Raw genomic sequence first — 23,259 nt, forward strand, 5'->3', positions numbered from 1 at the left:
CCACATGCGAGTGCTCCTCGTTGGCGACTATCCGCCACCGCATGGTGGCGTGGCGGTCCACGTGCAGCAGCTGCACGACTCCCTGCGCGAGCGCGGAGTGGAGTCGGTGGTGTTGGACATTGGCAAGGGCGGCCGTCCGGCCCCGGGTGTCATCTCGGTGCGAACCCCGGCCCAGTACGCCCGGCGGCTCGCGGGGTTCATCCGCGAGGGGTGGACGGTGCACGTCCACACCAGTGGGAACAATCCGAAGTCGTGGGTGCTCGCGGCCACCGGGGCCCTGCGCGCCCCTGGCTCCACGCGCGTCATCACCCTGCACTCGGGGCTGTTGCCGGACTACCTGGCCGCTTCCCCGTCACGGCGGGCGTTCGCGCGCCTGGTGCTCATGGGCTACTCCCACGTGGTGGCCGTGTCCGAGGCGGTGCGCGCGGCGCTCGTGCGCTGCGGGGTCCCCGCGGAGAAGATCCTCGTGTACCCGGCCTTCTGCGGCTCGCAGGTGCGTCCGGGTGAGCTGACGCCGGCGATCCAGGCGGCACGCGAGCGCCGTCAGGTGCTGCTGGCCATGGCGCACCACCCCTCGCCCGTCTATGGACGCGGGTTGATGTTCCGCGCGCTGCGCCAGCTCGCGGACGCGCGGCCCGGCGTGGGGCTCGCGGTGTTCGGACCGGGAACCCATTCCGAGGAGTTCCAGCGGGATGCCCGGGAGCACGGGGTGGAGTCGCTGCTGGAGAACCTGGGGGAGCTTGCGCACCCGGAGGCGCTCGCGTTGATGAAGCGCTGCGACGCCTTCATCCGGCCCACCACGCATGACGGGGATGCCATCTCCGTGCGCGAGGCGCTCGCGCTGGGGGTGCCGTGTGTGGCGAGCGACGTGTGCGCCCGGCCCGAGGGGGCCCATACCTTCCGCGCGGGCAGCGCGGAGGACCTGACCCGGCGGGTGCTGCATGCCCTGGAAGCCGGACCCGCTCGGGTGGTGTCGCCCGATGCCGGACCCATCTTGATGAAGCTTTACGGTGATTTGACTCAATCGACGAGTGTCGGAGGCGAGCTACATGCGGCGCAGTGAGGAAATGGATCTGGCCCGCCGGGCCCTTCGTGGCAGGGATCTGGTGGTGTTCTCGAACGACTGGGATGGGGACCCGCTGTCGAAGGTCCACATCATGCGCATCCTCTCACGCGACAACCGCGTGCTCTGGGTGAACAGCATTGGCAACCGGGCGCCCAAGGCCAACGCGCACGACGTCAAGCGCATCTGGAACAAGCTGGCCAAGTTCACCGAGGGCGTGCGCGAGGTGGAGCCCAACCTCTTCGTGCTCGCGCCGCTGGCGGTGCCCTTCTACGGCTCGGAGGCGGTGCGCGCGTTGAACCGCTCGCTCCTGCGCGCCCAGGTGCAGCGCGCCATGCGCCAGCTGCACTTCAAGCGGCCCATCTCCTGGTCCTTCCTGCCGGCCTCGGCGCCGGTGTCCGGACGGCTGGGCGAGGAGTTCGTCGTCTACCACTGCGTGGACGAGTTCTCCGCCTTCAGCGACACCAACGGGCGCCACATCGCGGAGATGGAGCAGCAACTGCTCAAGCGCGCCGACCTGGTCATCACCTCGGCCGAGCGCCTGCGCGAGAACAAGGCGCGCGTCAACCCGAGCACGGTGCTGGTGCGCCACGGCGTGGACTTCAACCACTTCGTCAAGGCCTGTGACGCGTCCACGCCCATTCCGGCGGACATCGCGAACCTGCCCAAGCCCATCCTGGGCTTCTTCGGGCTGGTGGCCGACTGGGTGGACACCGAGGCGATCGCCGCGGCGGCCAAGGCGCACCCCGAGGGCTCCGTGGTCATCATCGGCAAGGTGGCGCCGGACGTGGATCCCTCGGCGCTCAAGGCCCTGCCCAACGTGCACTTCCTCGGCCGCAAGTCCTACTCGGAGCTGCCCGGCTACTGCCGCGCCTTCGACGTGGCGCTCATGCCCTTCCGGGTGAACGAGCTCACGCTCAACGCCAACCCGCTCAAGGTGCGCGAGTACCTGGCGGCCGGCCTGCCGGTGGTCTCCTCGGACATCCCCGAGGTGCGCAAGGTGGGGTTGTGCAAGCTGGCCACGGACGAGGCCGACTTCGTGCGGAAGATCGACGAGTGCCTCGCCGAGGGGGCGGGCCCGTCCCGTGAGCGCGCCGAGCGCATCCGCCACGAGAGCTGGGAGGCCAAGGTGGAGGAGATCCGCCAGTATGTGGGCGAGGCCATGGTGAAGGCCGGACGCGGGCTGTAGGCCCCCGGCCCCAGGGCACATCGATTCCCCGCCGCGCGCCGCCTCCCGAGACAAGGGGGGCGGTGGCGCGGTTTTTCCGTGCTCGGGAGTGATGGCGGGAGGGGGCGAGTCCGCCTAGTATGGCGCTTCGCGGCAAACGGCCGGAATCGTCCATGGGCTACGTTCACATCATCCGAGACTTCGCATCGCCCCAAGAGGGGATTTCCCGCACCGTGCGCATCTACACCCCGGACGCGTATGATCACGCGCCGGAGCGGCGCTTTCCGGTGCTCTACATGCACGACGGGCAGAACGTCTTCGCCCACCCCGAGTCCGCCATCTACGAGACGTGGTGCGCCAACGCCACCATGGATGCGCTCGTGGCCGAGGGGAGGGTGGAGCCGTGGATCATCGTCGCCGTGGACTCCACGCACAACCGGCTCGCCGAGTACTCGCCCTGGGACGAGCCGCGCAGCCACGTCCGGGCGCATGGCCACGCCTACGTGCGCTTCGTCACCCAGACGCTCATGCCCTACGTGGATTCCGTCTACCGCACCCGCCAGGGCCCCGAGTCGACGGCCGTCATGGGCTCGTCGCTCGGGGGCCTCATCTCGCTGTACATGGGCTGGAGGCACCCGGAGCTGTTCGGCCGCATCGGCGGCCTGTCGCCCTCGGTGATGTGGGGGTGGAGCCGCTTCTTCTCGGAGTGGACCTCGCACACCCGGCGTTGGTCGCGCATCTACCTGGACGCCGGCCTGCACGAGACGGTGGATCCCGTGGGCTACGTCATGCGCTACGGCGAGGCCACGCGCGACTTCTACCACCACCTCAAGGGCCTGGGGTACGGCGACCACGAGCTGGCGCTCGTGCTCGAGCCGGAGGGCCACCACGACGAGAAAGCCTGGCAGCGCCGGCTTCCCCTCGCGATGAACTGGCTGTTGAGCTGAAGCGCCGCGCGGGCGGCGCTCCGTTCAGGTCCGGGCCTGGACGAGCCGCATCGCCTCGCGCATCGCCTCGATGTCCCGGTGCCGGGTGAGGTACATCTCATCCCCCAGGGCGCTGGTGAAGACGGAGGGCAGGGTGGCGTGCTGCAGGAGCGTCTCGCCCAGTCGCGCCACCACCTCCGTGTGTCCATAGCGGTACGCGCGGCCGGTGCGCCGGGCGATGTGACACACGTGGTACTTGGGCTCGTAGCGAAATCCGCGCAGGTCCTCGCCGGCGATGAGGCGGGCCCACAGCCGGTACACGTCCGTGTCCCCCGCGTAGTTCATCATGTCCACCACGAAGGCGCCGGGGGGCCGCAGGTTGGCCTCCAGCGCCACGAAGCTGCCATCCGCCAGGCGGAAGAACTCCAGGTGGAACCAGCGCTCGCGCAGGCCCAGCGCCTCCACCATCTTGCGCCCCATGGTGTCGAGCGCCGAGGGCAGCTGCCGGTGGCTCCAGATGGCCAGGTCGCGCTGCTCGAGCACGGACTCCATGATGCCGTCGCTGTACTCGTGGCTGGTGGTGAAGACGATGTGGCCGTTGCCGTCCACGAGCCCGTCATAGGTGACGATGGTGCCCTTGACGAAGGCCTGGGCCACGTAGCCGGCGAGTGGCGGCCCGCGGAAGGCCTCGTCCACCTCCGCCTCGCTGGACACCTTGAAGGTGCGCGCGGCGCCCACGCCCACGTCCGGCTTGAGCACGAGCGGGTAGCCCACGCGGCGGGCGAAGTCCTTCACCCCGGCCGCGTCGCGCACGGCGATGGCGTCGGGGTGGGGCAGGCCCGCCTGCTTGAACAGATCATGCATGCCCAGCTTGGAGCGCAGCCGGGCGATGTCCGCGGGCAGCAGGCCCGGGACGTGGAAGGCCTCGCGCAGGTGCGCCTCCACCTCCAGCCACGTCTCGTTGAGCGAGTCGATGCGGTGCATGCGGCCGTGCCGCCAGGTGAAGTAGCCCACGGCGCGCACCAGCGCCTCGATGTCGTGGAGGTTGGGGGTGAAGAAGTACTCCGACAGCGACTCGCGCAGCTCCCGACGCAGGGCATCGTAGGGGCAGTCCCCCACCCCCAGGACGTTGACGCCCCGCTCGCGCAGGGCGGCCACGAAGTGGAAGAAGTGGGGCGGGAACTGGGGCGAGATGAAGACGACGTTCATGGTGGGCCCTTTGACGGCGACTCCTTCGGAGGGGGGAGGGCGCACGATACCCGACTTTTTCCAGTCTTACAGGGGAGAGTTGACGCGAGGCGCCATGTCCGCCGGGGCGATACCCACCGCCTGCCCGCTCGCCAGTTACCGAGACTTGACACTCCCTTGGGGCCAGCGTTAGTTAGTTTCCCGTTACTAACTATCTCGGCCGAGGAGCTGCCCATGAGGGCGGAGCCTGCGGGAGTGACGGTATGCGGAAGTTTCATCTTCATCGACAGGGCAGGACGTTCCAGGGCGTGGTGGTGGGCGGGCTGGTGCTGACGTTGGGCGCGGGCTGTGGGTCGCGAGTGGACGCGGCGGAGAACAAGCCCGGCGCCGCGGCGCGTCAAACCGCCGCGGAAAGCGCGGTGAAGGCAGACACGGTGCAGGTGGGCGAGCAGAAGGTGCCGCGCTTCCTCACGCTCACCGGCTCGCTGTCGGCCAACGAGGACTCGGACGTGGCCGCGGGGGTGACGGGCAAGGTGGTGTCCGTGCACGCCGAGCGCGGCACGGTGGTGAAGAAGGGCGAGGTGCTGGCGAAGCTGGACGCGCGCGCCTCCTCCGCCAGCCTCGAGGAGGCCCGGGCGCAGGTGGTGCAGGCCAAGAGCCAGCAGGCGCTGGCCATCGCCGACTGCGAGCGCAACGAGAAGCTCTTCGCCAGCGGCACCATCTCCGCGGCGGATCATGATCGCGCCCAGGCGCAGTGCCGCAACGCGGCGGCCCAGGTGGCGGGCACCCAGGCGCGCCTGTCCCTGCTGGAGATCAACGTGTCGGACGCCTCCATCCGCGCGCCCTTCGACGGCGTGGTGGCCGAGCGCGCGGTGTCCGTGGGCGAGTACGTGCAGCCGGCCTCGAAGATCGTGACGCTGGTGTCGTTGGATCCGCTGCGCCTGCAGCTGTCGGTGCCGGAGGCCTCGGCGGCGCTCATCCAGAAGGATCAGCCGGTGGAGTTCACCCTCACGGCGGCGCCCAACGTGGTGCACAAGGCCAAGGTGACGTACGTGGGCGCGGGCCTGCGCTCGGGCAGCCGGGACCTGGTGGTGGAGGCGCTGGTGCCCAACAAGGAGCGCGCGCTGCTGCCGGGCCAGTTCGCCACGGCGCGCGTGCAGCTGGGCGAGCAGCCGATGCCGGTGGTGCCGCGCACGGCGCTGGTGGACGAGGGCGGCCGGCGCAAGCTCTTCGTGGTGAGCGACGGCCGGCTCGAGGAGCGCTTCGTGCAGGTGAGCGACGGCTCCGGAGACGAGGTGGGGGTGATGGCGGGCGTGCGCGTGGGTGAGCGCGTGGTGGCGGTGGCGCGGCCTGAGCTGCGCGACGGCGTGAAGCTGCAGTAGTCCGAGGGTCTCGTTCCATGCAATGGCTCGCCAGTATTTGTGTCCGTAAGCCCGTCCTCGCGTCGGTGCTCATCCTGCTGATTCTCGTGCTCGGCGGCGTCGGCTACTCGAAGCTCACCGTCGATCGTTTCCCCAAGCTGGACTTCCCCACCGTGGTGGTGGTGACGCGTCTGCCCGGCTCCGCCGCCGAGGAGATGGAGACGGACATCACGGACAAGGTCGAGGAGGCGGTCAACACCGTCGCCGGCATCGACGAGCTGTCCTCCATCACGTCCGAGGGCGTCAGCACGGTCATCATCACGTTCGTGCTGGAGAAGAACGTGGACGTGGCCGTGCAGGAAGTGCGCGACCGCATCAACCAGATCGCCTACGAGCTGCCCAAGGACGTGGAGACGCCGATCGTCCAGAAGTTCGATCCGGACGCCGTGCCCGTCATCATCCTGTCGTTGCAGTCCAACCGGCCCGTGCGGGAGATCACCGAGTACGCGGACCGCGTGCTGCGCCGCCGGCTGGAGACGGTGCAGGGCGTGGGACAGGTGTCGCTCATCGGTGGCACCAAGCGCCAGGTGAACGTGTGGTTGGATCCGGTGAAGATGCGGGCGGCGGGCGTGAGCGCGGCGGAAGTGCAGCGCGCCATCGCCGGCCAGAACATGTCGTTGCCGGGCGGCAGCATCGAGACGGGTCCTCAGAACCTCACCCTGCGTCTGCGTGGCCGCGTCACCAGCGTGGAGGAGATGGGGCAGCTCGTGCTGCGCGAGAACGGGGGCAACATCCTGCGCGTGCAGGACGTGGCCCGGGTGGAGGACGGCCAGGAGGAGGCGACGACGGCGGCCCGGCGCGATGGCAATCCGGCGGTGCTGCTGTCCATCCGCAAGCAGTCGGGTGAGAACACCGTGTCGCTCGTGCAGGAGGTGCGCCGGCGCGTGGGCGAGCTCAACTCGACGCTGCCGCCGGGCTACACGCTGGACGTGGTGCGCGACAACTCGGAGACCACCATCACCAGCGTGCACGCGGTGCAGGAGCACCTCATCCTCGGTGCGTTCTTCGCCGCGCTCGTGGTGCTCCTGTTCCTGGGCAGCTGGCGCAGCACCGTCATCTCCGCGCTCGCCATTCCCGTGTCCATCATCGGCACCTTCGGGATGATGCAGATGGCGGGGCTCAACCTGAACACCATCAGCCTCCTGGCGCTCGCGCTCGCGGTGGGCATCGTCATCGACGACGCCATCGTGGTGCTCGAGAACATCCACCGCTTCATCCACGAGAAGAAGCTCAAGCCCTTCCCGGCCGCCATCCTGGCCACCAAGGAGATCGGCCTCGCGGTGCTCGCCACCACGCTGTCGCTCATCGCGGTGTTCCTCCCGGTGGCCTTCATGGGCGGCATCCCCGGGCGCTTCCTGGCCAGCTTCGGCTGGACGATGGCCTTCTCCATCGCCGTGTCGCTGGTGGTGTCCTTCACCCTCACGCCCATGCTGTGCGCGCGCTGGCTGGTGGGCGGCTCGGCGGGGCCCGACCATGGCCGCAAGCCGCTGCTCGAGCGCATCACGGACAAGGTCTACACGCCCATCGAGCGCACCTACGAGCGCGCCCTGCGCTGGGTGATGGCGCACCGCTGGGTGGCCGTGGTGGCGTCGGTGGCCGCGCTGGGCTCGTGCATCCCCATGGCGAAGTCCGTGCCCGCGGGCTTCCTGCCCAAGAGCGACGAGGCCCAGTTCCAGGTGTCCATCCGCACGCCGGAGGGCATGAGCATGGAGACCACCCTCCTGGAGGCCGAGCGCGTGGCGCGGGAGATCCGCGAGACGATTCCGGAGACCACCTCCACGCTCGTCACCATCGGTGACAACACCGACAAGACGCCCAACGTGGCGGCGCTCTTCATCAAGATCGTCAACCCGGATCAGCGCACCGACACCCAGGACGACATCATGAACCGGGTGCGCCGGGACATCACCTCGAAGCTGCCCAAGGAGTACCGGGTGAGCGTGACCAACGCGCCGCTGTTCGGCGGCGGTGGCACCCAGGCCGCGGTGCAGTACGTGGTGCGCGGGCCCGACTTCGACGAGCTGGGCAAGCAGGCCACCATCCTCATGGAGAAGCTCAAGAGCATCAACGGCGTGGTGGACGTGGACAGCAACCTCATCATCGGCAAGCCCGAGGTGAGCGCGTACATCAACCGCTCGCGCGCCGCGGACCTGGGCGTGCAGGTGTCCGACGTGGCCACCACCATGCAGATGGTGGTGGGCGGTCTCGAGGTGTCCAACTACGCGGAGGCCGGCAACCTGTACGACGTGCGGCTGCGCGCCGAGCGCTCCGCGCGTGACAGCATGGAGGCGCTCTCGCAGCTCACCGTGCCCTCCACGCGTCTGGGCGCCGTGCCGCTCACGGACGTGGTGACGCTCCAGCGCGAGGAAGGCCCCTCGCAGATCAACCGCATGAACCGTCAGCGGCAGATCATGATCAGCGCCAACACGGTTCCGGGCGTGAGCACCGGCCAGGTCGTCGAGCAGTTCAACAAGCTCATCGCCGACACGCAGCTGCCGCCGGGCTACTCGGCGGCTCCCGCGGGCATGTCGCGTGAGATTGGCCGCACGTTCCAGAACTTCATCGTGGCCTTCGCCATGGCCTTCGTCTTCATGTACCTCATCCTCGCGGCGCAGTTCGGCTCGTGGATCCACCCCATCACCATCCTCCTGTCGCTGCCCCTCACCGTGCCCTTCGCGCTCATCTCCCTGATCATCTTCAGGCAGCAGCTCGACATGTACTCGATGCTCGGACTGCTGGTGCTCTTCGGCGTCGTGAAGAAGAACTCCATCTTGCAGATCGACCACACCAACCAGCTGCGCGGCGAGGGCTTGCCCCGGCTGGAGGCCATCGTCCACGGCAGCAAGGACCGCTTGCGCCCCATCCTGATGACCACGTTGTCCTTCGTGGCGGGCATGCTCCCGCTGCTGTTCTCCCGCGGCGTCGGCGCGAGCTTCAACCAGGCCACCGCCGGCGTGGTGGTGGGTGGCCAGACGCTGTCGCTGGCCCTCACGCTGCTGGTGACCCCCGTGGCGTACTCGCTGCTGGATGACGCGTCGGCGTGGTTCAAGCGCAAGTTCGGCTCCAAGCGCACGCCCGAGGAGACGGGCGAGGCCGAGGTGGAGCGCGCCTATGGCGGCGACACCCTCGCCGAGCTGCGCCCGGCGCACGGCAAGGAGGCCGCATGATCTCCCTGCTCACGGTGGTGTCCCTCGCCCTGGGTGCCGCGGAAGCCACCGAGCCCGCGGCCCAGCCGGTGCTCACGCTCAATCAGGCTCTCGAGGAGGCGCGCGAGAAGAACCTGGACCTGAAGGTGGCGCGCGCCCGGTTGGATCAGGCCCTGTTGCAGACGCGCCGGGCCTGGGCCGGCTACCTGCCCACCGTCACGGTGGGCGGCAGCTACACGCGCAACTCCGCGGAAGCCGTCTTCGCGCTGCCCGGTGGTGGAGAACCCATCACCATCCAGCCGTATGATCAGCTCGGCGCCCAGGCCGAGGTGCGCCAGGCCATCATCGCGCCGACGCTCTGGCCCGCCATCCGCAACGCGGGCATCGCCCAGGAAGTGTCCACGCTGAACACGGAGTACACGCGCCGGGAGATCCTCTTCGGCGTGGCCCAGGCCTACTTCAGCGCGGCGAGCCTCCAGGAGGCCATCCGCGCCACGCAGTTCCTCCTGGAGGTCAACCAGGCGCGCGAGAAGGACACGCAGATCCGCTTCGACGCGGGCACCGTCACGCGCGTGGCCCTGCTGCGCGCGCAGTTCGACCGCGCACGTGCCGAGCAGGATCTGGTCCGGGCGCGCAACTCCTATGACTCCGCGCGGCTGGCGCTCGCCACGCTCCTGCAGCGCGAGTCGCCGAACTTCTCCCTGCAACTGCCCGAGGTGCCCGAGGTGCCGGCGGTGGACCCGGAGCTCGCCCGCAAGGCGCAGGAGGCGCGTCCGGACGTGCTCGCGGCGCGGCGCAACCTGGACCTCGCGGTGGGCCGCCGCACCGGCGCGTGGTTCGCCTACCTGCCCAATGTGGGCTTCTCGGGCGTCTACCGGGTGACCAACGCCGCGGGCTTCACGGGCCAGGCGGGCACGTGGACGTTGACGCTCAACGGCTCGTGGACGCTGTGGGACGGAGGCTTGCGCGAGGTGGCCCTGCGCGAGGAGTCCGCCCGAGTGGCCGAGGCCTCCGCCCTGCAGACGCAGTCGGAGACCCGGGTGACCCAGGAAGTGGCCACGGCGCGCCTGGACTACGACAACGCCCGCTCCAACCTGTCCAAGGCCGAGGAGGCCCTGGCCCTGGCGCGTGAGACGCAGCGGCTCACGGAGATCAGCTTCAAGGCGGGCGTGGCGACGTACCTGGAAGTGGCGGACGCCAACTCCGCGCTGACCAACGCCGAGGTGAGTGCCATCTCCGAGCGCTTGCAGACCTCGCTCGCCGCCCTGCGGCTGCAGCGCGCCGTCGGCCTCTTCGCCGCGGACGAGAAGGACTGATGTGCCCGGGACTCCGCTCCGCTGTTCCGGGGAGCGGAGTCCTCGTCTCTTCTTGGGGCGTACCGGCGCTCATCGACCATGGTTTGCGGGAGACGGGCGAGAAGAGGGGTTGGTGTCCGACCTCGGACTCGCCTCGCTGCGAGCTGGTCAACCGGACATCTGTCTCCAGATACTCGCCTTCCGTAGCCTGGGCGCCACCGGCGGAATCATTTCCGACCAGGCGGTCTTCGTGCTGACCCGCACTCGATCCAAGGGTGTTCTCGAGGTCCTGGAGCGCCTGGATTGACCGGCTCGCGAACCGAGGCCCTTCCACCAGCCTTGGTGGAATGACTACCGCGCGCTGGCACCCGGACACCACATATTGGCGGCTTTTCGGAAGTCAAGAAGGACTCCCTGCTTGTACAACGTCGCCCCATGGCGCTCACTGGAGCCGAGCCATGAGGTTCTCGACCTTGCACCTTCTACGTCGGAATGCTGTGGGGCCAAAGGTTCGTGCCAGCTTGTGGCAGGGGGATTGGATTGTGATGCGCGCGGCGGTATTGGGATGGGTGTTGCTCGGATTGTGTCTGGGGTTGTGCGCTTGCAAGAGGAGTTCAGTGGAGACGCCCGATGCCGGGGCGGAAGGCAAGAATAAAGAGCTTGAGTCCGTTGCTCTCACGGTCAGTGGATATAATTATACCGACCTCCACATCGAGAGCTTCAGCGTGGATGGGGCAGGGGGAGCCAATATCTTTGTCAGTTCTCCTGACTCGGGTGGAGGAGGTGGCGTGTGCTGCCTGAGATGGTATCCAGGTGTGCCACTGCCGGTGTCAGTGAAAGTCGAGTGGACTCGGGATTTGAAGCGCTGGTGTGAAAAGGAAGTGATGGTCTCTGGACCCGTGCCTGACCAACCGCGGTACATCGTCGTCCATTTCTTCCAGGATGGGCGTATCGAGGTTGAACTCACGGAAGGCTTTCCTGAGTCAAAGCTTCAATTGGATCGCTTCAGTCCTGTCGCGCGCAAGGCGTCAGGCAACTCAGTATTGGATGAGAAAATTGCCAGGTGCCATGATGCCTTCCGTTAATGACCAGAAAACCGAAGTCGCGCTCGGTGCGAAGAACCTCAAAACCCAAAAGTCTCCTTTGGCGGCGGGTCCCCGGGTTTCCTTCTTTTTCGATGGAACAGGGAACAATCTGAAGGCCGATCTTCCCACCCACGAACACAGCAATGTGGCCCGTCTGTTTCGTGCTCATCAAGACAAGCTTCGTTTCTACATTCCCGGTCTCGGTACGTATTTCAAAGACGTGGATGACCCTGGCAACGAGAGTCGGGGGAATGGTGGAGGATACAGAGGGGAAGCGCGTCTTCAGTGGGCGCTAAGGCAATTGGAGTCATGTCTGGCTCAAAGTGACGGACGTCAGACCATTCATCTGGCCCTGTTCGGGTTCTCGCGAGGTGCCGCGCTGGCCCGTGCGTTCGCTCTGCGCATCGCCAAGAATTGCCAGCGGCGAGGTGATGGCACCTGGCGGCTCGTGTTGGGGCAGCGCACGTCCCCGGTCCGCTTGTACTTCATGGGCTTGTTCGATTCCGTGGCCTCGGTTGGTTTGCCCATGGGCATCAACAATGTGGGCTCTATGGTGGGTGGTTTGGGTAGCACGGGTCTGGCGATGGCTCACCGGAACTACAAAGACCTGGAGAACATCGCTTTCGGGAGCGCCCCTGGCGCGGATCCCGCCCCCGGTGGTTTCAACGGACACATGGAATGGGCCGGTGACCTCCGCATCCCCGAACTGGTGGAGGACTGTCTCCACATGGTGGCCGCCCATGAGATCCGCAACTCCTTCCCGGTGGACAGCGTTCTGCAGGGGCAGAGCTACCCGTCCAATTGCCGCGAGATGGTCTACCCGGGCGCCCACTCGGATGTCGGCGGTGGCTACCGCGTGGGTGAAGGGGGCCGCAGCCGAAGCACGGGCGCGCTCTTGAGCATGATTCCTCTGCGCGTGATGCGGGCCCAGGCCATCCATGCGGGGGTACCCCTGGACGCGTCCGTCAATCCCCAGGACTTCGCCGAGGATTCCGCGAACAGCGAGTCTTTCGAGCTGCTCCATCAGCGCTTCACCCGCTACATGGACATCGTGGGTTGGGGCGGTGAGCCCCTGGGCAAGGTGATGCTGGCCCACATGAACCGCTACTACCAGTGGCGCTTCCACAAGATGGCTCGCGACATGAAGGACAGGGCCGCCGAGCGGCCGACGGCGGAGGAGGCGCTCTTTCGCCAGTTCCAGGGGGTGTGGACCGCCGACAAGAAGGCGTTGTCAACGCAGATGGAGCCCCTCCGTCGCAAATACTTCGCACAAGCTGAGCGCACCAACACGCTCAGGAATGCGCCTAATGCGAAGAGCAATCAGGAACTCATTCTCAAGGAGACGAAGGCACTGGAGGCTGCCGCGAACGAATACTTCGCGCTCAAGGCCCGCCTGGACACGCTGCCCGGCTTGGACGACTCGTTCCTGGACAATGTGAGACTCTACGACATGCAACTCCGCTCGGACTGCTGGAGGCTCCAGCAACTGTGCTGGACCAAGGGACGGGCCAACCTCCGTCCCCACTACCTGCAGTTGCTCTCCGCCCACGAGGCGGAGGCGCGAGGACAGGGATTGCGAGACTTGTCCATGATCCAGTTCTTCGACACCTACGTCCACGATTCCCTGTCGGGCTTCGCCATGGACGCGACCCTGCCGTCCGACCCCCGCGTCATCTTCACCGGCGGCAACGCCAAGCTCCCCTACGCCATGAACCGGCTCCCGGGGTTGTCGCCTGCTCGCTCGGCGCTCGGCTGAAGTGGAGATCAGAAGACGGCCATCAGTGACGGTGGGGCGGGCAACCTGATCAGCCGCCTGGAGAAGACCTCCGCCAACGACAAGCTGGCGGCCAAGGGACTGCCCTTCCAGAACATGGACACCGGCAAGCCGGCGACCGAAGCGGAGAGCGAGAAGGCTTTTCGTGGCGTCATGGAATTGCCCGAGGCCATGCGGGCCACGGAGTACGCGCTGCGGCCATGCGGGGCTATGCCCGGGACTCCGCTCGCCCTCGCGGTGAGCGGAGTCCTCGTCTGTCTTCAGGAAGGCCCGGCGGGACGTGCCGCCCGTCCGGTGAGGATCGCCTCCAGCCGGGCGTAGCGGCGCACCAGCCGCGCGTAGTCCGCGGGGCGGATGTCGCGCTGCTCCAGGGTGCGGATGAGTGCTTCCCGCTCCGCCAGGTAGTCCGCCGCGCTCAGCCCACAGCGCTGTTCCACGAGCCGCGCCGCCTCCTCCTCGGGGAGCTCGGGGGAGATGCCCAGGCGCTCGTGCATGTGCCGCCGCAACTGACGCCCCAGCTCCGGCACCAGCTCCCGCTCCACCCGGGCGCGCCGCGCGAGCCAGCCCAGGGAGCGCACGTACTCGAGCGACGAGCGGTGCCGCTCCTCCACCAGGGGCCGGGGCGCACCGAAGCGCGTCCCCCGGGACACCGCGTAGAGCAACCCCACCGCCAGCAGCTGTGCCGCGAAGATCCACAGGGCCCGGGTCGACGGGGGCTCCCGGGCGGGCTCTACTCCCTGGTGGTATTCGTCGAAGCCGAGCGGCCCTCGCACCGCCAGCGCGTCCCAGAAGCGCAGGTTGTCCAACATCTCCAGCCGCCGGTTCTCCGCCAGATCCGTCCCCGCCAGCACGTACACCTGGCCGCGCCCCTCGGGCACCCGCCACACCACCGCCACGCCCCGGGCCCCCGCGATGGGCACCGCTTCGGGCCGGTCCACCGTGAGGCCCTGATCCAGCGACACGCGCAACCTCTCCAGCTCCTTCGTCGCGCCCACGGGCCCCCAGACGCGCACCGTCGTTCCGGTGAGATCCTTCTCCCCGGGCGCCAGCCCCTCGGCGCTCGCGGGCACCAGGGGGGCTTCGGACAAGGGAAGCCAGTCCTCCAGGACCGACGGCCGCATCCCGGCCTCCCTCGCGGCGAGGTAGACGAGGGTTCCGCCCCGGGACACCCACTGGCGCAGGGCCCGGGCCTCGGCGGGCGTCATGGACCGGCCCAGGGGCGTGGCCACCACCAGCGTGCGCGGCTCGTCGGACAGCGGGGCGCCATCGAACGCCTCTCGAAGCGCCGACACCCGGGCTCCCGACTCCTCGAGGTACAGGTACAGCGCCCGCAGCCCCAGGGCCCCCGGGTTGTCCACCGAGGGCCGGGTCGAGGGGGGGGGCGCCGCCTGGTTCGTCGCGAGCCCCAGCGCGAGCGCCAGCGTCACCAGCACGCCGTAGAAGGCCACCCACCGAGCCGTCTTCATGCCGTGCCTCCCGCGAGGCCCTGGTGCAACCGCTCCACCTCGTCCACGAAGCGCGCCGCGTCCTCGGTGGGCACGGGCTCGAGTGAATAGAAGGCCCGGTCGTACCAGCGCACCAGCCGCTCCACCTCACCCGTGACGTGGGCGGGGGCGCCCCGTTGCGGCAGCTCCTCCACCAGCTCCCGGTTCGTCCTCACGCGATCCGGTCTCGCCAATCGCCGCGACTCCAGCGAGGACAGCAGCGCCAGCAGCCCCTCCCGGATGGCCGAGCGCGGCTGGGTCGTCAACGCCGCCCGGGCGCGCTTCAGGTGATCCCCGGGCGGATCGAGCCGCATCGGGACGGGCGCCGCGTCCGGGCCGCCCGCTCGCTTCGTGGGCGCCCGCCGCCAGGAGCGCAGGCGCAACGCGGTGAAGAGCACCACCGCGATGCCCAACACCAGCACCAGCGTGCGCGTGCTCGTCGCGAAGCTCTGCGCGCCCCGCGTCTGCAACAGCTCCTCCAGCCAGCTCCGTACCATGCGCAGCAAGCGCTTGAGCACATCGCCCTGACGTTGCCGGGCCTGGGCGAACTCGGGCCGGGAGAGGATCTCCTCCAGCCGCGCCCGATCGGTCGTCCGCGCGGAGGCCCTGGTGTTCTCCTCCTCGAGCGGGGTGCAGACTCCCTGGAGACGCACGCGGACCGTCTCCACGTGCTTGAAGGGCGTGTCGTCGCCGGGGGCGCGCAGCGGCAGGCCCTGCCACCGGGCCTCCAGCGCCTCGAGGGCACCTTCCACCGCCTCGGGCTCGCTCCGGGCCAGCTCGGTGAACTCCTGGATGTCCCGCTCGGCGTCCGGGCAGGGCAGGGCCGCGAGCCACAGCAAGGCGAGCCCGATGCTCATGCGGCCCCCACGGGCTGGGCGGGGGAGGGCGGGGCGGCGTCCAGACGGCGCTCGATGTCCAGGCCCTCGCGGCGCACGCGCATGTCCAGGTAGAGCATCGCGTACACGACGAGGCCCAGGGGGTTGAGCACCGCCTGCCCCACCACCTGCAACAGCTCCGCGGGGATGAGGAGCGCCTGGGGGGCGGGCGAGAGCAGGGGCTGGCTCGGGTCGCGGTAGGCGAACTGGACGACGAGCGCGGGCAGACCGAACAAGGCGCTCACGGCGAGGAGGATGAGCGACACCACGGTGACGAGCAGCATCGCGCGCACCGTCACCCGCCCGATGAAGCCCGGCTCCACCCGGCCCGAGAGCAGCTCGCCCGAGCGGCGGAAGGAGCGCGCCGCGGAGAGGTCCTCCATGGCGAGCACGGGCGCGAGCAGGGAGAAGCGCAGCAGGTACCAGAGCAGGGCGCCCACGAAGCCCAGCGACACCACGATGACTCCGCCGATGAGCAGGGCCGCGCCCGCCAGTTGAGGCGCGCCGCGGCCCGCCTGGGCGACGAGCACGCCGCCGCCCCCGAGCATCAGCCCGCCCGGCAACATCATGAGCAGCAGGACGCCGGTTCCCCAGAGCAGCGAGAGCACGTAGGCCCCCGTGAGGGCGCCCAGCCGCTTCCAGGCTCGCCCGAGGCTGGTCGCTGGAGCCGCCTCGTCCCCGAGCTGGGTGGGCACCACGTAGCGCGCCACCACCAGGGTGTTGAGGTAGTAGAGCCAGAGGGACACCAGGAAGACGCCTCCGAGCGACACCAGGGTGCGCAAGAGCGAGGCGCCCAGCTCCTCCAGGTCTCCGCCGCGCGTCTGGAGCACGAGGGTATCCTGGAGTGTCAACTGGAGGACCTTGGTGAGGATGTAGGTCGCCAGGTTGAAGCCGAGGCTGAGGAGGAAGAGGGGACGGAAGTGCCTGCGCCAGAAGGTGGCCGAGCGGTCGATGATCTCACCGATCGCGAGGGGTCGCAGGTCCGAGGGGGGAGGGCTCACGGGGGGACAGCATACCCGCTGGCCCTTGGCGGGAGGGCGCGGCATTCTGCGCGGCCATGGGACGCATTTTCGAGACCCGTAAGACGACGATGTTCGCCCGCTGGAACAAGATGGCGAAGCTGTTCACGCGCATCAGCAAGGACATCGCCATCGCGGTGAAGGCCGGAGGCCCGAGCCCGGACAACAACCCCGCCCTGCGCCGGGCGCTGCAGAACGCCCGCCACGGCAACATGCCGAAGGACAAGGTCGAGGCGGCGATCAAGCGCGCGAGCGGCCAGGACGTGAAGAACTACGAGGTGGCGCTGTACGAGGGCTACGGCCCGCACGGCATCCCCATCATCGTGGAGACGGCGACGGACAACGTGGTGCGCACGGTGGCCAACGTGCGCCATGCCTTCAAGGATGGCGGCGGCAACATGGGCAACACGGGGAGCGTGGGCTTCCTCTTCCAGCACATGGGGGTGTTCCGCCTGTCGCCCGAGGGGGTGGATCAGGACGCGCTGGAGTTGGACCTGATCGACCACGGGTTGCAGGAGATGGGCGAGGGGACGGGCGAGAAGGGGGAGAAGCAGCTCATCATCCGCTGCGCCTTCAACGACTTCGGCCGCCTGCAGCACGCGATCGAGGAGAAGGGGCTGTCGCCCCTGTCCGCGGAGTCCGAGTACATCCCCCTGAACCCGGTGACGCTGCCCGAGGAGCAGGCCCAGGAGGTGCTCAAGGTGGTGGACAAGCTCGAGCAGGACGAGGACGTCCAGCGGGTGTTCCACGGCCTGGCGTGAGGAAGTTGCCTTCAGGCTTCGCGGAGGGTCCTGCCCAGGTCTTCCGGCCCTGGGCGGGAGCAGTCCTGTCCGGCACGCTCCTCATGGCCTGCCACGTGGGAGTGGGGGGCCACGTCGTACCGAGCCATTACGCGCAATCCTTCGACTCTGCCTCGAGTTCCTGCAGGACGAACCCGGCGCTCTGCGTCCAGGTGGCGGGTGAGGAGACGGTCATCCCTCGCGCCGGGCAACGGCTGGCCGAGTTCGGTATTTCGGTTGGCACGATCCAGGCGGCGTTGGGTCCCGAGCAGAAGGTCCGCATCGAGCAGGTCCTGTCGGAGTGTGCCAACGAGGCTCGCTTGAAGGTGCTTTTGGAGCACATGGACGGCAAGAGCCCCACACCGGTGGAATGTGACGAGAAGAAGAAGTTCGGGGGCAAGGTCAGGACGCGAGCCCAGTTCTTCGGCGAGGAAATGCACCAGGCCGCATTCCAATGCGTCCAGGAGAAGCTGAGCGTGTTGCGCCCGGGTGGCTTCAGCCTGGAGCCTCGCTACCGCTACGACCAGCGGACCAGACGGCGCGAGTTGATCAGCGTCGAGGAGGAGCAGGCCCTGCTGGAGGAGGGATGTTTCAGCGAGCTGAAAGGCACGATCAAACCAGACGTCGTCATCCACTCGGGTGATCCGCTCCAGCCGGAATTCGTCTATGACTTCAAATTCCCCTGCAAGAACACGTCCGAAGTTATTTGGTGTCTGTATTCTCGAGGGCCGTACGCGGGTCGCAGGCGAAACGCCGTGTACGAGGAAGTCCTGGGTACGCGACCCTCCCAGGTCCTTCCATGGATAGGAGTCATCCCATGAGCAAGCACGTTCCACGTATTCGCCTCATGGCACAGGCCGGATTCAGCCTGCTCCGCGATAGCCTGAACTTTTCTTTTTTCATCCGGCACCCTCACTTGGAGATAGCGCGCGGAGTACTTCATTCCCTGGAGATATACCTTCAGGCAGTGGGGCACCGGGCGCTCGGCAGGTACGCCGATGAAGAGGGCTACTTTCAGGATCTCAATGATGCCGAGTGGAAGCGCATCCGGAATGAATTGCTCGAGGGTGAATGGCCCATGTTCGATCTCCGAGATGAGTCCAGCAGCGAGTACCGGTATGGTTTTGAATATGCCGGTAAACCGCTTGGCGCTCCGTCCTTGAAGGACGAACCGAATGCGGCATGCGCGGTAAGCTTCTGGCTCCCCACCGAATACCTGGAGGAGCACGGCCCGGAGCGGGTGCGTGAGCTGGCATTGCAACTGGCCGCTCCGCTCCCCTTTTGCTTTGGACAGGCGGGCCTCGCCTTCAACGGCGCCACGAACCTGATGGGCGTCATGCGGCTAATCCACCAGCGGTGCTTCCGCTACCCGGGCATGGACATTCCTGATCTGGGCTGGCTTTCGTGGCGCCTGGGGACGAAGGTACGCGGCCCCTCCTGGATGACCTTCCTGGGCCAGCCGGTGCTGGGTGAGCTGGGTGGTGCGACGCAACTGCGTTCCCGCCTGTCCTCACCGGGAACCACGGTCCAAGAAATGGAAGGGGAGCGCGCCGTCGTCATCCTGGGCTCATGGCCAGACGCGGGAGACACCGAGCAGGGCCGCACGCTCCTCGCCTATCGCGAACTGGCACGCGTGCTGGAGCCCTGGCTCTATTACGACACTCACAATTACGGACTCGAGTTCCCTTCCGAGGACGTACGCCGCTGGGAACGTCGCTTCCTCGATTAGGGCAAGCGTGCCTCCCGGCCGGCTCTGCGCACTCGGGCTCCATTCCCACGTCCCGTCTCGGGTATAGTCCCCGGCATGCACTCCGTCCGCAGCCGGCTCCTGGCCGCCTTCCTGGTGCTCGCGCCGGGCCTTCCGGCCCTCGCCGCCGAGCCGTCCGCCTCCGCGGCCCCCACCGCCGTGGATGCCCCCACCCAGGCGCCCTCGGGCCTCCACGGTCATCGCTATGCCTTCGTCGGTGGGGGGGTGTTGCTGCTGGGCGGCATCGGCTTCGGCTACTTCGCCCAGGGCGAGGCGGCTCGCGCCCGGACCCTCGCCTCGGCGAGCGAGTCCAGTGCCGCGCTGGGCCGCGCCCGCGCGCAGGCCGCCACCGCCAACGTGCTCTACGGGCTGGCGGGCGCCACGCTCCTCTACGGGCTCGTGTTGGAGCTGTTGCCCGAGCCCGCCGCCGAGAAGGCGAGTCTCACCTTCCACTTCTGAGAACAGACACCATGCGCCTTCCGTTCACCCCCGGGCTCCTCGTCTGCACCGTGGCGGCCTCTGGGTGTTTCATCTCCGAGGACCCCGTGCCGCCCCAGGTCTGCGCACAGGACGCCGATTGTCCCTCCACCCACCGCTGCGTCACGGTCTCCGAGAGCGAGCGGGCATGTGAGGTGCTCTATCCGCCCGCGCCCCTGGACTTCGACGCCGGGAGCCCCCCCGACGCCGGGCCCGCGCGCACCCCCACCTGGTGCAATGACATCCAACCGGTGATGGTGGCCAACTGCGTGTCCGCGTGCCACGGCGCGACGACGTCGGGCAGCGGCCACCCGGAGTTCCGGCTCGACGTGTACTCGTCCGCCTCGCCCAAGGGCGCGCTCGAGATGGCCGAGCTCATCAAGGTCCGGGCGGTGGAGCAACGCAACATGCCTCCGGGCGCCCCCCCCACCTCCCTCGCCAGGGAGCGCGAGCTCATCAATCGCTGGGTGGCGGCCGGCAGTCCCTTCTGCGACGACGCGGGCACTCCCTAGGGTCATCATGAAGCACATCCACTCGAGCATTCTGGCCCTGGGGGCCGCCCTGGCCACGGGCTGCACCATCGAGGCCCCTGATTTCACGGGCAAGTCGTGCGCCGCCGCGGCCGACTGTCCCGCGCCCTTGACCTGCGTCGCGGCACGTCCCGGAGAGGGGCGCACCTGCGAACTGCTGCGGGGGCCCGGAATCGCCGAGCCGCCAGGCGGGCCGGTGCCCACCTGGTGCAATGACATCCAACCGGTGATGGTGGCCGGGTGCGTGGCCGGGTGCCATGGTGCCTCGGGCATTGGCCCCAAGGGTTTCCGGCTCGACGTGTACGAGGGCGATGGGGGCGTGCTGGGTGCCCGGGACATGGCGGCGCGCATCAAGGCGCGCGCCGTCACCGAGCGCACCATGCCGCCTCCGGGCAGCACCGATTTCTCCGAGGAGCAACGTGCCCTCCTCGACCGGTGGGTCACCGGAGGCGCGCCCCTGTGTGGGGACGAGGGGACGGCCGACGGGGGCACCCCGGATGGCGGTGCTCGCGACGGTGGCGCCTAGCGCGCGCCCGCCGCCTCTCCTGGCGGCGTGGGGTGTTGTCCTTCACCGGTAGAGCAGGCGGGCACCCGAGCCGTTGTCGGCTGGGCTGGCCCCATATGTTCCCGGTGTGTCTTTGGCAAGTCTGTACATCCCGGGTCCAGGGTCCCAGTTTTCTGCCACGCGGGGGGGGAAGGTTCCCGCGCTCTGAACCGAAAGGTTCTCACGCAACCAACAACAAGGAGCGGCACATGCGGAAGCTGATGGCGGCGGTGATGGTGGTGTCGGGTCTGGGTCTGGTGACGGGGTGCGAGCGCAAGGGCGACGTCCAGCGGCAGCAGGAGAACGTGGCCGAGGCCCAACGCGAGGTGCTCGAGGAGCAGCGCGAGGCGCGCCAGGACATCGCCGCCAACGCCCAGGACGAGCAGGAGGACGTGGCCGAGGCCCGTCAGGACCTGGCCGAAGAGCAGAACAAGCTCGCCGACAAGCAGTACGAGCAACTCTCCGACAACCAGAACACGGCCACGGGCGGCAGCGGCGTGGTCAGCGACAAGCAGGCCAGGCTGGAAGAGGTGAAGGGCACCATCCAGTCGGCGTCGAGCGGCAATCTCACGCTCATCGTCCCCGACAAGGACAATCAGCTCATGCGCTTCAAGTCGGACTCGCAGGTGAAGGTGATGCGTGACGACAAGGCGCTGTCCCTGTCCAGCCTCAAGGCGGGTGACGAGGTCCGCGCGTCCTACCAGATGGATCCGAATGGCCAGATGCTGCTGCGCAGCGTCGAGGTCACCAAGACGAGCGCCAAGAGCCTGCCGGACATGCCCGACATGGCCAAGTAGCACCTGATGTCTGGAAGACAGCACGGCCTCCGCTCTCGAGCGGGGCCGTGTTTTTTTATTCACGGCAATCCCTCCCAGTCATCCTGTTCGAGGGGGATGCGTGCGTGCGTGTGCTCGTGCGTCAAGACTTCTCCTGATGGGGGGCGGAAGCCCAGTTTTCTTTCAGGGTCCATGGAAAGGGACCGTGTCGGGGAAAAAACCTGAAAGGGAATGGCACATGCGGCAATGGATGATCGCGGCAGTGGCGGTGACGGGGCTGACCCTGACGATGGGGGCCCAGGGCGTGGCTCATGCCCAGGGGCAGGGGAACAACGGCACCATGCAGGGGGAGCGGCAAATGGGAAGCGCGGGCCCGGGTCAGGGGCCACGCGATCGGATGCAGGCGCCATTCGAGGGGGAGTCCGGGGCCTCCGTCGTCACGCTTCCGACGCCGGGCTGGGGCAGCGACAACCAGGGCACGGGTGGCAGCGGCACGGGCGTGGGCGGCGGTGGTACGGGTGGCAGCGGCATGCTCAGCACCGACACGATGCAGGAAAAGGGCATCATCCGCTCGGTGTCGGACAAGGGGATGACGATCTCCGTTCCCAAGAAGAATCGCATCGTGACCCTGCGCGTGGACGATCAGGTGCAGTTGCTGCGCGATGATCAGCCCCTGGCCCTGTCGAGCCTGCAGGTGGGCGACGAGGTACGGGCCACCTATCAGTTCAACGAGGACGGGGAGAAGGTGCTGCGCGGCCTCGAGGTGACCAAGGAGCGCGCCGAGCAAGCCAAGAAGAAGAAATAGGGCGCCCTCGCGACGCGGGACACGGCGTCCGCGCCCCCTGGAGGGCAGCGGGCCGTGTGCCCCGCGGGGAATGCTTGAGCTGGAGCGCGCGAGGTCCGAGACTCACAGGCCATGCTTCCCTCGATGCAAGATGTGATGGAGTTGCACCGGCGCTGGTGCATCGCGGACGGGCACGCGGACTCGCTGATGTGGAATCGCGATCTCTGCGAGCGCTCCTCCGAGGGGCACGTGGACTTTCCCCGCCTGCGCGAGGTGGGGATGAAGTTGCAATGCTTCACGCTCGTCACCCGTGGCTTTCCCTTCATCGGCGGCTTCGAGACCTTCGCCCTGATGCGCGGGTGGCCCCGGGCGGCCCGCGCGAGTGAATGGTCGCGCGCCCTGTGGCAGATCGAGCGTCTGGAGGAGTTCTGCCGCCGCTCCGAGGGGCAGGTGGGCATCGCCACCTCGGGACGCGCGCTGGAGGACAACCTCGCGCGGGGGCGGCTGTCGGCCGTGCTCGGCATCGAGGGGGCGCATGCCATCGAGGGGCGGGTGGAGCGCGTGGCGGAGCTGCACCAGCGCGGCGTGCGCTTCATGGGGCTCACCCACCTGTCCAACAACGAGGCGGGAGGCTCCTCCTTTCCGCTGATGGGCAACCGGCCCCTGTCACCCCTGGGGCACGCGGTGCTGGAGGAGATGGCGCGCGTGGGCATGGGGGTGGACATGGCCCACGCCTCCGAGCGGACGCTGACGGACATCCTCGCCCACCCCACGGCCCGCGTCTTCTCCTCCCACACGGGGGTGCGGGGCGCGGGGGGCGGTTGGCGCAACCTCTCGGACGAGGTGCTGCGGGGCATCGCCCGGCGCGGCGGCGTGGTGGGCATCATCCTCGCGCCCGTGTACCTGGGGGGAGATGCCCTCGATGACGTCGTGCGCCACATCGAGCATGCGCTGGACGTGATGGGGGAGGAGGGGGTGGGGATCGGCTCGGACTATGACGGCATGGTGGCCCTGCCCAAGGGCATCCAGGACGTGACGGACCTGCCCAAGCTCACCCAGGTGCTGCTGCGCCGTCACCCCGAGGCGCTCGTGGAGCGCGTGCTCGGCGGAAACTTCCGGAGGTTCTTCCGCGAGACCCTGGGCGGTTGAGCTGGGTTGACCGGACCCCCGGCGCCTGG

Annotated in this window: 22 protein-coding genes; 18 read left to right on the plus strand and 4 right to left on the minus strand. The window is 68.3% G+C overall.

All coding sequences use genetic code 11. From position 1 onward, the window contains the following. Positions 1-4: 4 nt before the first annotated feature. The 3 genes from D187_RS59460 (at position 5) to D187_RS39660 (ending at position 3,178) form a co-directional block, all read left to right on the plus strand. Positions 5-1,063 carry a glycosyltransferase family 4 protein gene (locus tag D187_RS59460; protein ID WP_002629012.1) on the plus strand — a complete coding sequence of 353 codons (1,059 nt, stop codon included), beginning with the start codon at positions 5-7 and terminating at the stop codon, positions 1,061-1,063. Then, entirely contained in the window at positions 1,050-2,252 is a 1,203-nt protein-coding gene (locus D187_RS39655; RefSeq protein ID WP_002629013.1) for a glycosyltransferase, read from the plus strand. Before D187_RS59460 ends, D187_RS39655 begins: the two co-directional genes overlap by 14 nt. A gap of 152 nt (positions 2,253-2,404) precedes the next feature. Continuing rightward, positions 2,405-3,178, plus strand: coding sequence for an alpha/beta hydrolase (locus D187_RS39660; protein ID WP_002629014.1), 774 nt, complete (start codon positions 2,405-2,407; stop codon positions 3,176-3,178). 24 nt (positions 3,179-3,202) lie between these two features. Here D187_RS39660 and D187_RS39665 read toward each other — a convergent pair whose 3' ends face one another. Then, the gene (locus D187_RS39665; protein ID WP_043433749.1) at positions 3,203-4,366 is read right to left on the minus strand and encodes an ATP-grasp domain-containing protein; all 1,164 of its coding nucleotides are present in this window, start codon (positions 4,364-4,366) and stop codon (positions 3,203-3,205) included. Between the two features lie 242 nt (positions 4,367-4,608). Between D187_RS39665 and D187_RS39670 the strand changes: the two genes are divergently transcribed. The 6 genes from D187_RS39670 (at position 4,609) to D187_RS51085 (ending at position 13,048) form a co-directional block, all read left to right on the plus strand. Beyond that, positions 4,609-5,727: an efflux RND transporter periplasmic adaptor subunit gene (locus D187_RS39670; RefSeq protein ID WP_002629016.1), complete on the plus strand. Its 1,119-nt coding sequence runs from the start codon at positions 4,609-4,611 to the stop codon at positions 5,725-5,727. Positions 5,728-5,744: 17 nt separating this feature from the next. Continuing rightward, complete coding sequence (locus D187_RS39675; protein ID WP_002629017.1) at positions 5,745-8,933, plus strand: efflux RND transporter permease subunit; 3,189 nt, start codon at positions 5,745-5,747, stop codon at positions 8,931-8,933. Then, entirely contained in the window at positions 8,930-10,228 is a 1,299-nt protein-coding gene (locus D187_RS39680) for a TolC family protein (protein ID WP_002629018.1), read from the plus strand. Before D187_RS39675 ends, D187_RS39680 begins: the two co-directional genes overlap by 4 nt. A 112-nt stretch (positions 10,229-10,340) precedes the next feature. After that, positions 10,341-10,514: a hypothetical protein gene (locus tag D187_RS55975; RefSeq protein WP_002629019.1), complete on the plus strand. Its 174-nt coding sequence runs from the start codon at positions 10,341-10,343 to the stop codon at positions 10,512-10,514. Positions 10,515-10,824: 310 nt separating this feature from the next. Next, positions 10,825-11,292, plus strand: coding sequence for a DUF3304 domain-containing protein (locus D187_RS56565; RefSeq protein ID WP_002629020.1), 468 nt, complete (start codon positions 10,825-10,827; stop codon positions 11,290-11,292). Further along, positions 11,276-13,048, plus strand: coding sequence for a phospholipase effector Tle1 domain-containing protein (locus D187_RS51085; protein ID WP_162159754.1), 1,773 nt, complete (start codon positions 11,276-11,278; stop codon positions 13,046-13,048). The genes D187_RS56565 and D187_RS51085 overlap by 17 nt, the downstream gene beginning before the upstream one ends. Before the next feature lie 278 nt (positions 13,049-13,326). On the opposite strand, the gene D187_RS39690 is transcribed toward D187_RS51085, so the two are convergent. Genes D187_RS39690 through D187_RS39700 form a run of 3 tightly spaced genes read right to left on the minus strand, consistent with a single transcriptional unit; the run spans position 13,327 to position 16,426 of the window. After that, positions 13,327-14,532: a DUF4350 domain-containing protein gene (locus tag D187_RS39690; RefSeq protein ID WP_002629022.1), complete on the minus strand. Its 1,206-nt coding sequence runs from the start codon at positions 14,530-14,532 to the stop codon at positions 13,327-13,329. Continuing rightward, positions 14,529-15,407, minus strand: a complete 879-nt coding sequence (locus tag D187_RS39695; protein WP_002629023.1) for a DUF4129 domain-containing protein — start codon at positions 15,405-15,407, stop codon at positions 14,529-14,531. Before D187_RS39695 ends, D187_RS39690 begins: the two co-directional genes overlap by 4 nt. Next, entirely contained in the window at positions 15,404-16,426 is a 1,023-nt protein-coding gene (locus tag D187_RS39700) for a hypothetical protein (RefSeq protein WP_002629024.1), read from the minus strand. The genes D187_RS39695 and D187_RS39700 overlap by 4 nt, the downstream gene beginning before the upstream one ends. A gap of 56 nt (positions 16,427-16,482) precedes the next feature. Here D187_RS39700 and D187_RS39705 point away from each other — a divergent pair, with 56 nt between their 5' ends. The 9 genes from D187_RS39705 to D187_RS39745 all read left to right on the plus strand — a co-directional run bounded on the left by D187_RS39705 (position 16,483) and on the right by D187_RS39745 (position 23,230). Further along, on the plus strand, positions 16,483-17,205 hold the full coding sequence (locus tag D187_RS39705) for a YebC/PmpR family DNA-binding transcriptional regulator (protein WP_020918588.1): 723 nt from the start codon (positions 16,483-16,485) through the stop codon (positions 17,203-17,205). A 5-nt stretch (positions 17,206-17,210) separates the two neighbouring features. Beyond that, positions 17,211-18,044 (plus strand): hypothetical protein, encoded by an 834-nt coding sequence (locus tag D187_RS39710; RefSeq protein WP_155893913.1) that lies wholly within the window; start codon positions 17,211-17,213, stop codon positions 18,042-18,044. Next, a complete protein-coding gene (locus D187_RS39715) occupies positions 18,041-18,952 on the plus strand; it encodes a DUF3396 domain-containing protein (RefSeq protein WP_051256744.1) in 912 nt (303 codons plus the stop codon). The genes D187_RS39710 and D187_RS39715 overlap by 4 nt, the downstream gene beginning before the upstream one ends. Positions 18,953-19,027: 75 nt before the next feature. Then, complete coding sequence (locus D187_RS39720) at positions 19,028-19,429, plus strand: hypothetical protein (protein WP_002629028.1); 402 nt, start codon at positions 19,028-19,030, stop codon at positions 19,427-19,429. 11 nt (positions 19,430-19,440) lie between these two features. Next, on the plus strand, positions 19,441-19,959 hold the full coding sequence (locus tag D187_RS39725; RefSeq protein ID WP_002629029.1) for a hypothetical protein: 519 nt from the start codon (positions 19,441-19,443) through the stop codon (positions 19,957-19,959). A gap of 7 nt (positions 19,960-19,966) precedes the next feature. After that, the gene (locus D187_RS39730) at positions 19,967-20,503 is read left to right on the plus strand and encodes a hypothetical protein (protein ID WP_002629030.1); all 537 of its coding nucleotides are present in this window, start codon (positions 19,967-19,969) and stop codon (positions 20,501-20,503) included. Positions 20,504-20,730: 227 nt separating this feature from the next. Further along, the gene (locus D187_RS39735; RefSeq protein WP_002629031.1) at positions 20,731-21,318 is read left to right on the plus strand and encodes a hypothetical protein; all 588 of its coding nucleotides are present in this window, start codon (positions 20,731-20,733) and stop codon (positions 21,316-21,318) included. A 217-nt stretch (positions 21,319-21,535) separates the two neighbouring features. Next, entirely contained in the window at positions 21,536-22,102 is a 567-nt protein-coding gene (locus tag D187_RS39740; protein WP_002629032.1) for a hypothetical protein, read from the plus strand. Positions 22,103-22,225: 123 nt separating this feature from the next. Next, positions 22,226-23,230, plus strand: coding sequence for a dipeptidase (locus D187_RS39745; protein ID WP_043433985.1), 1,005 nt, complete (start codon positions 22,226-22,228; stop codon positions 23,228-23,230). The last annotated feature ends 29 nt before the right edge of the window (positions 23,231-23,259 follow it).

The sequence above is a fragment of the Cystobacter fuscus DSM 2262 genome, assembly GCF_000335475.2.
Taxonomy (GTDB): domain Bacteria; phylum Myxococcota; class Myxococcia; order Myxococcales; family Myxococcaceae; genus Cystobacter; species Cystobacter fuscus.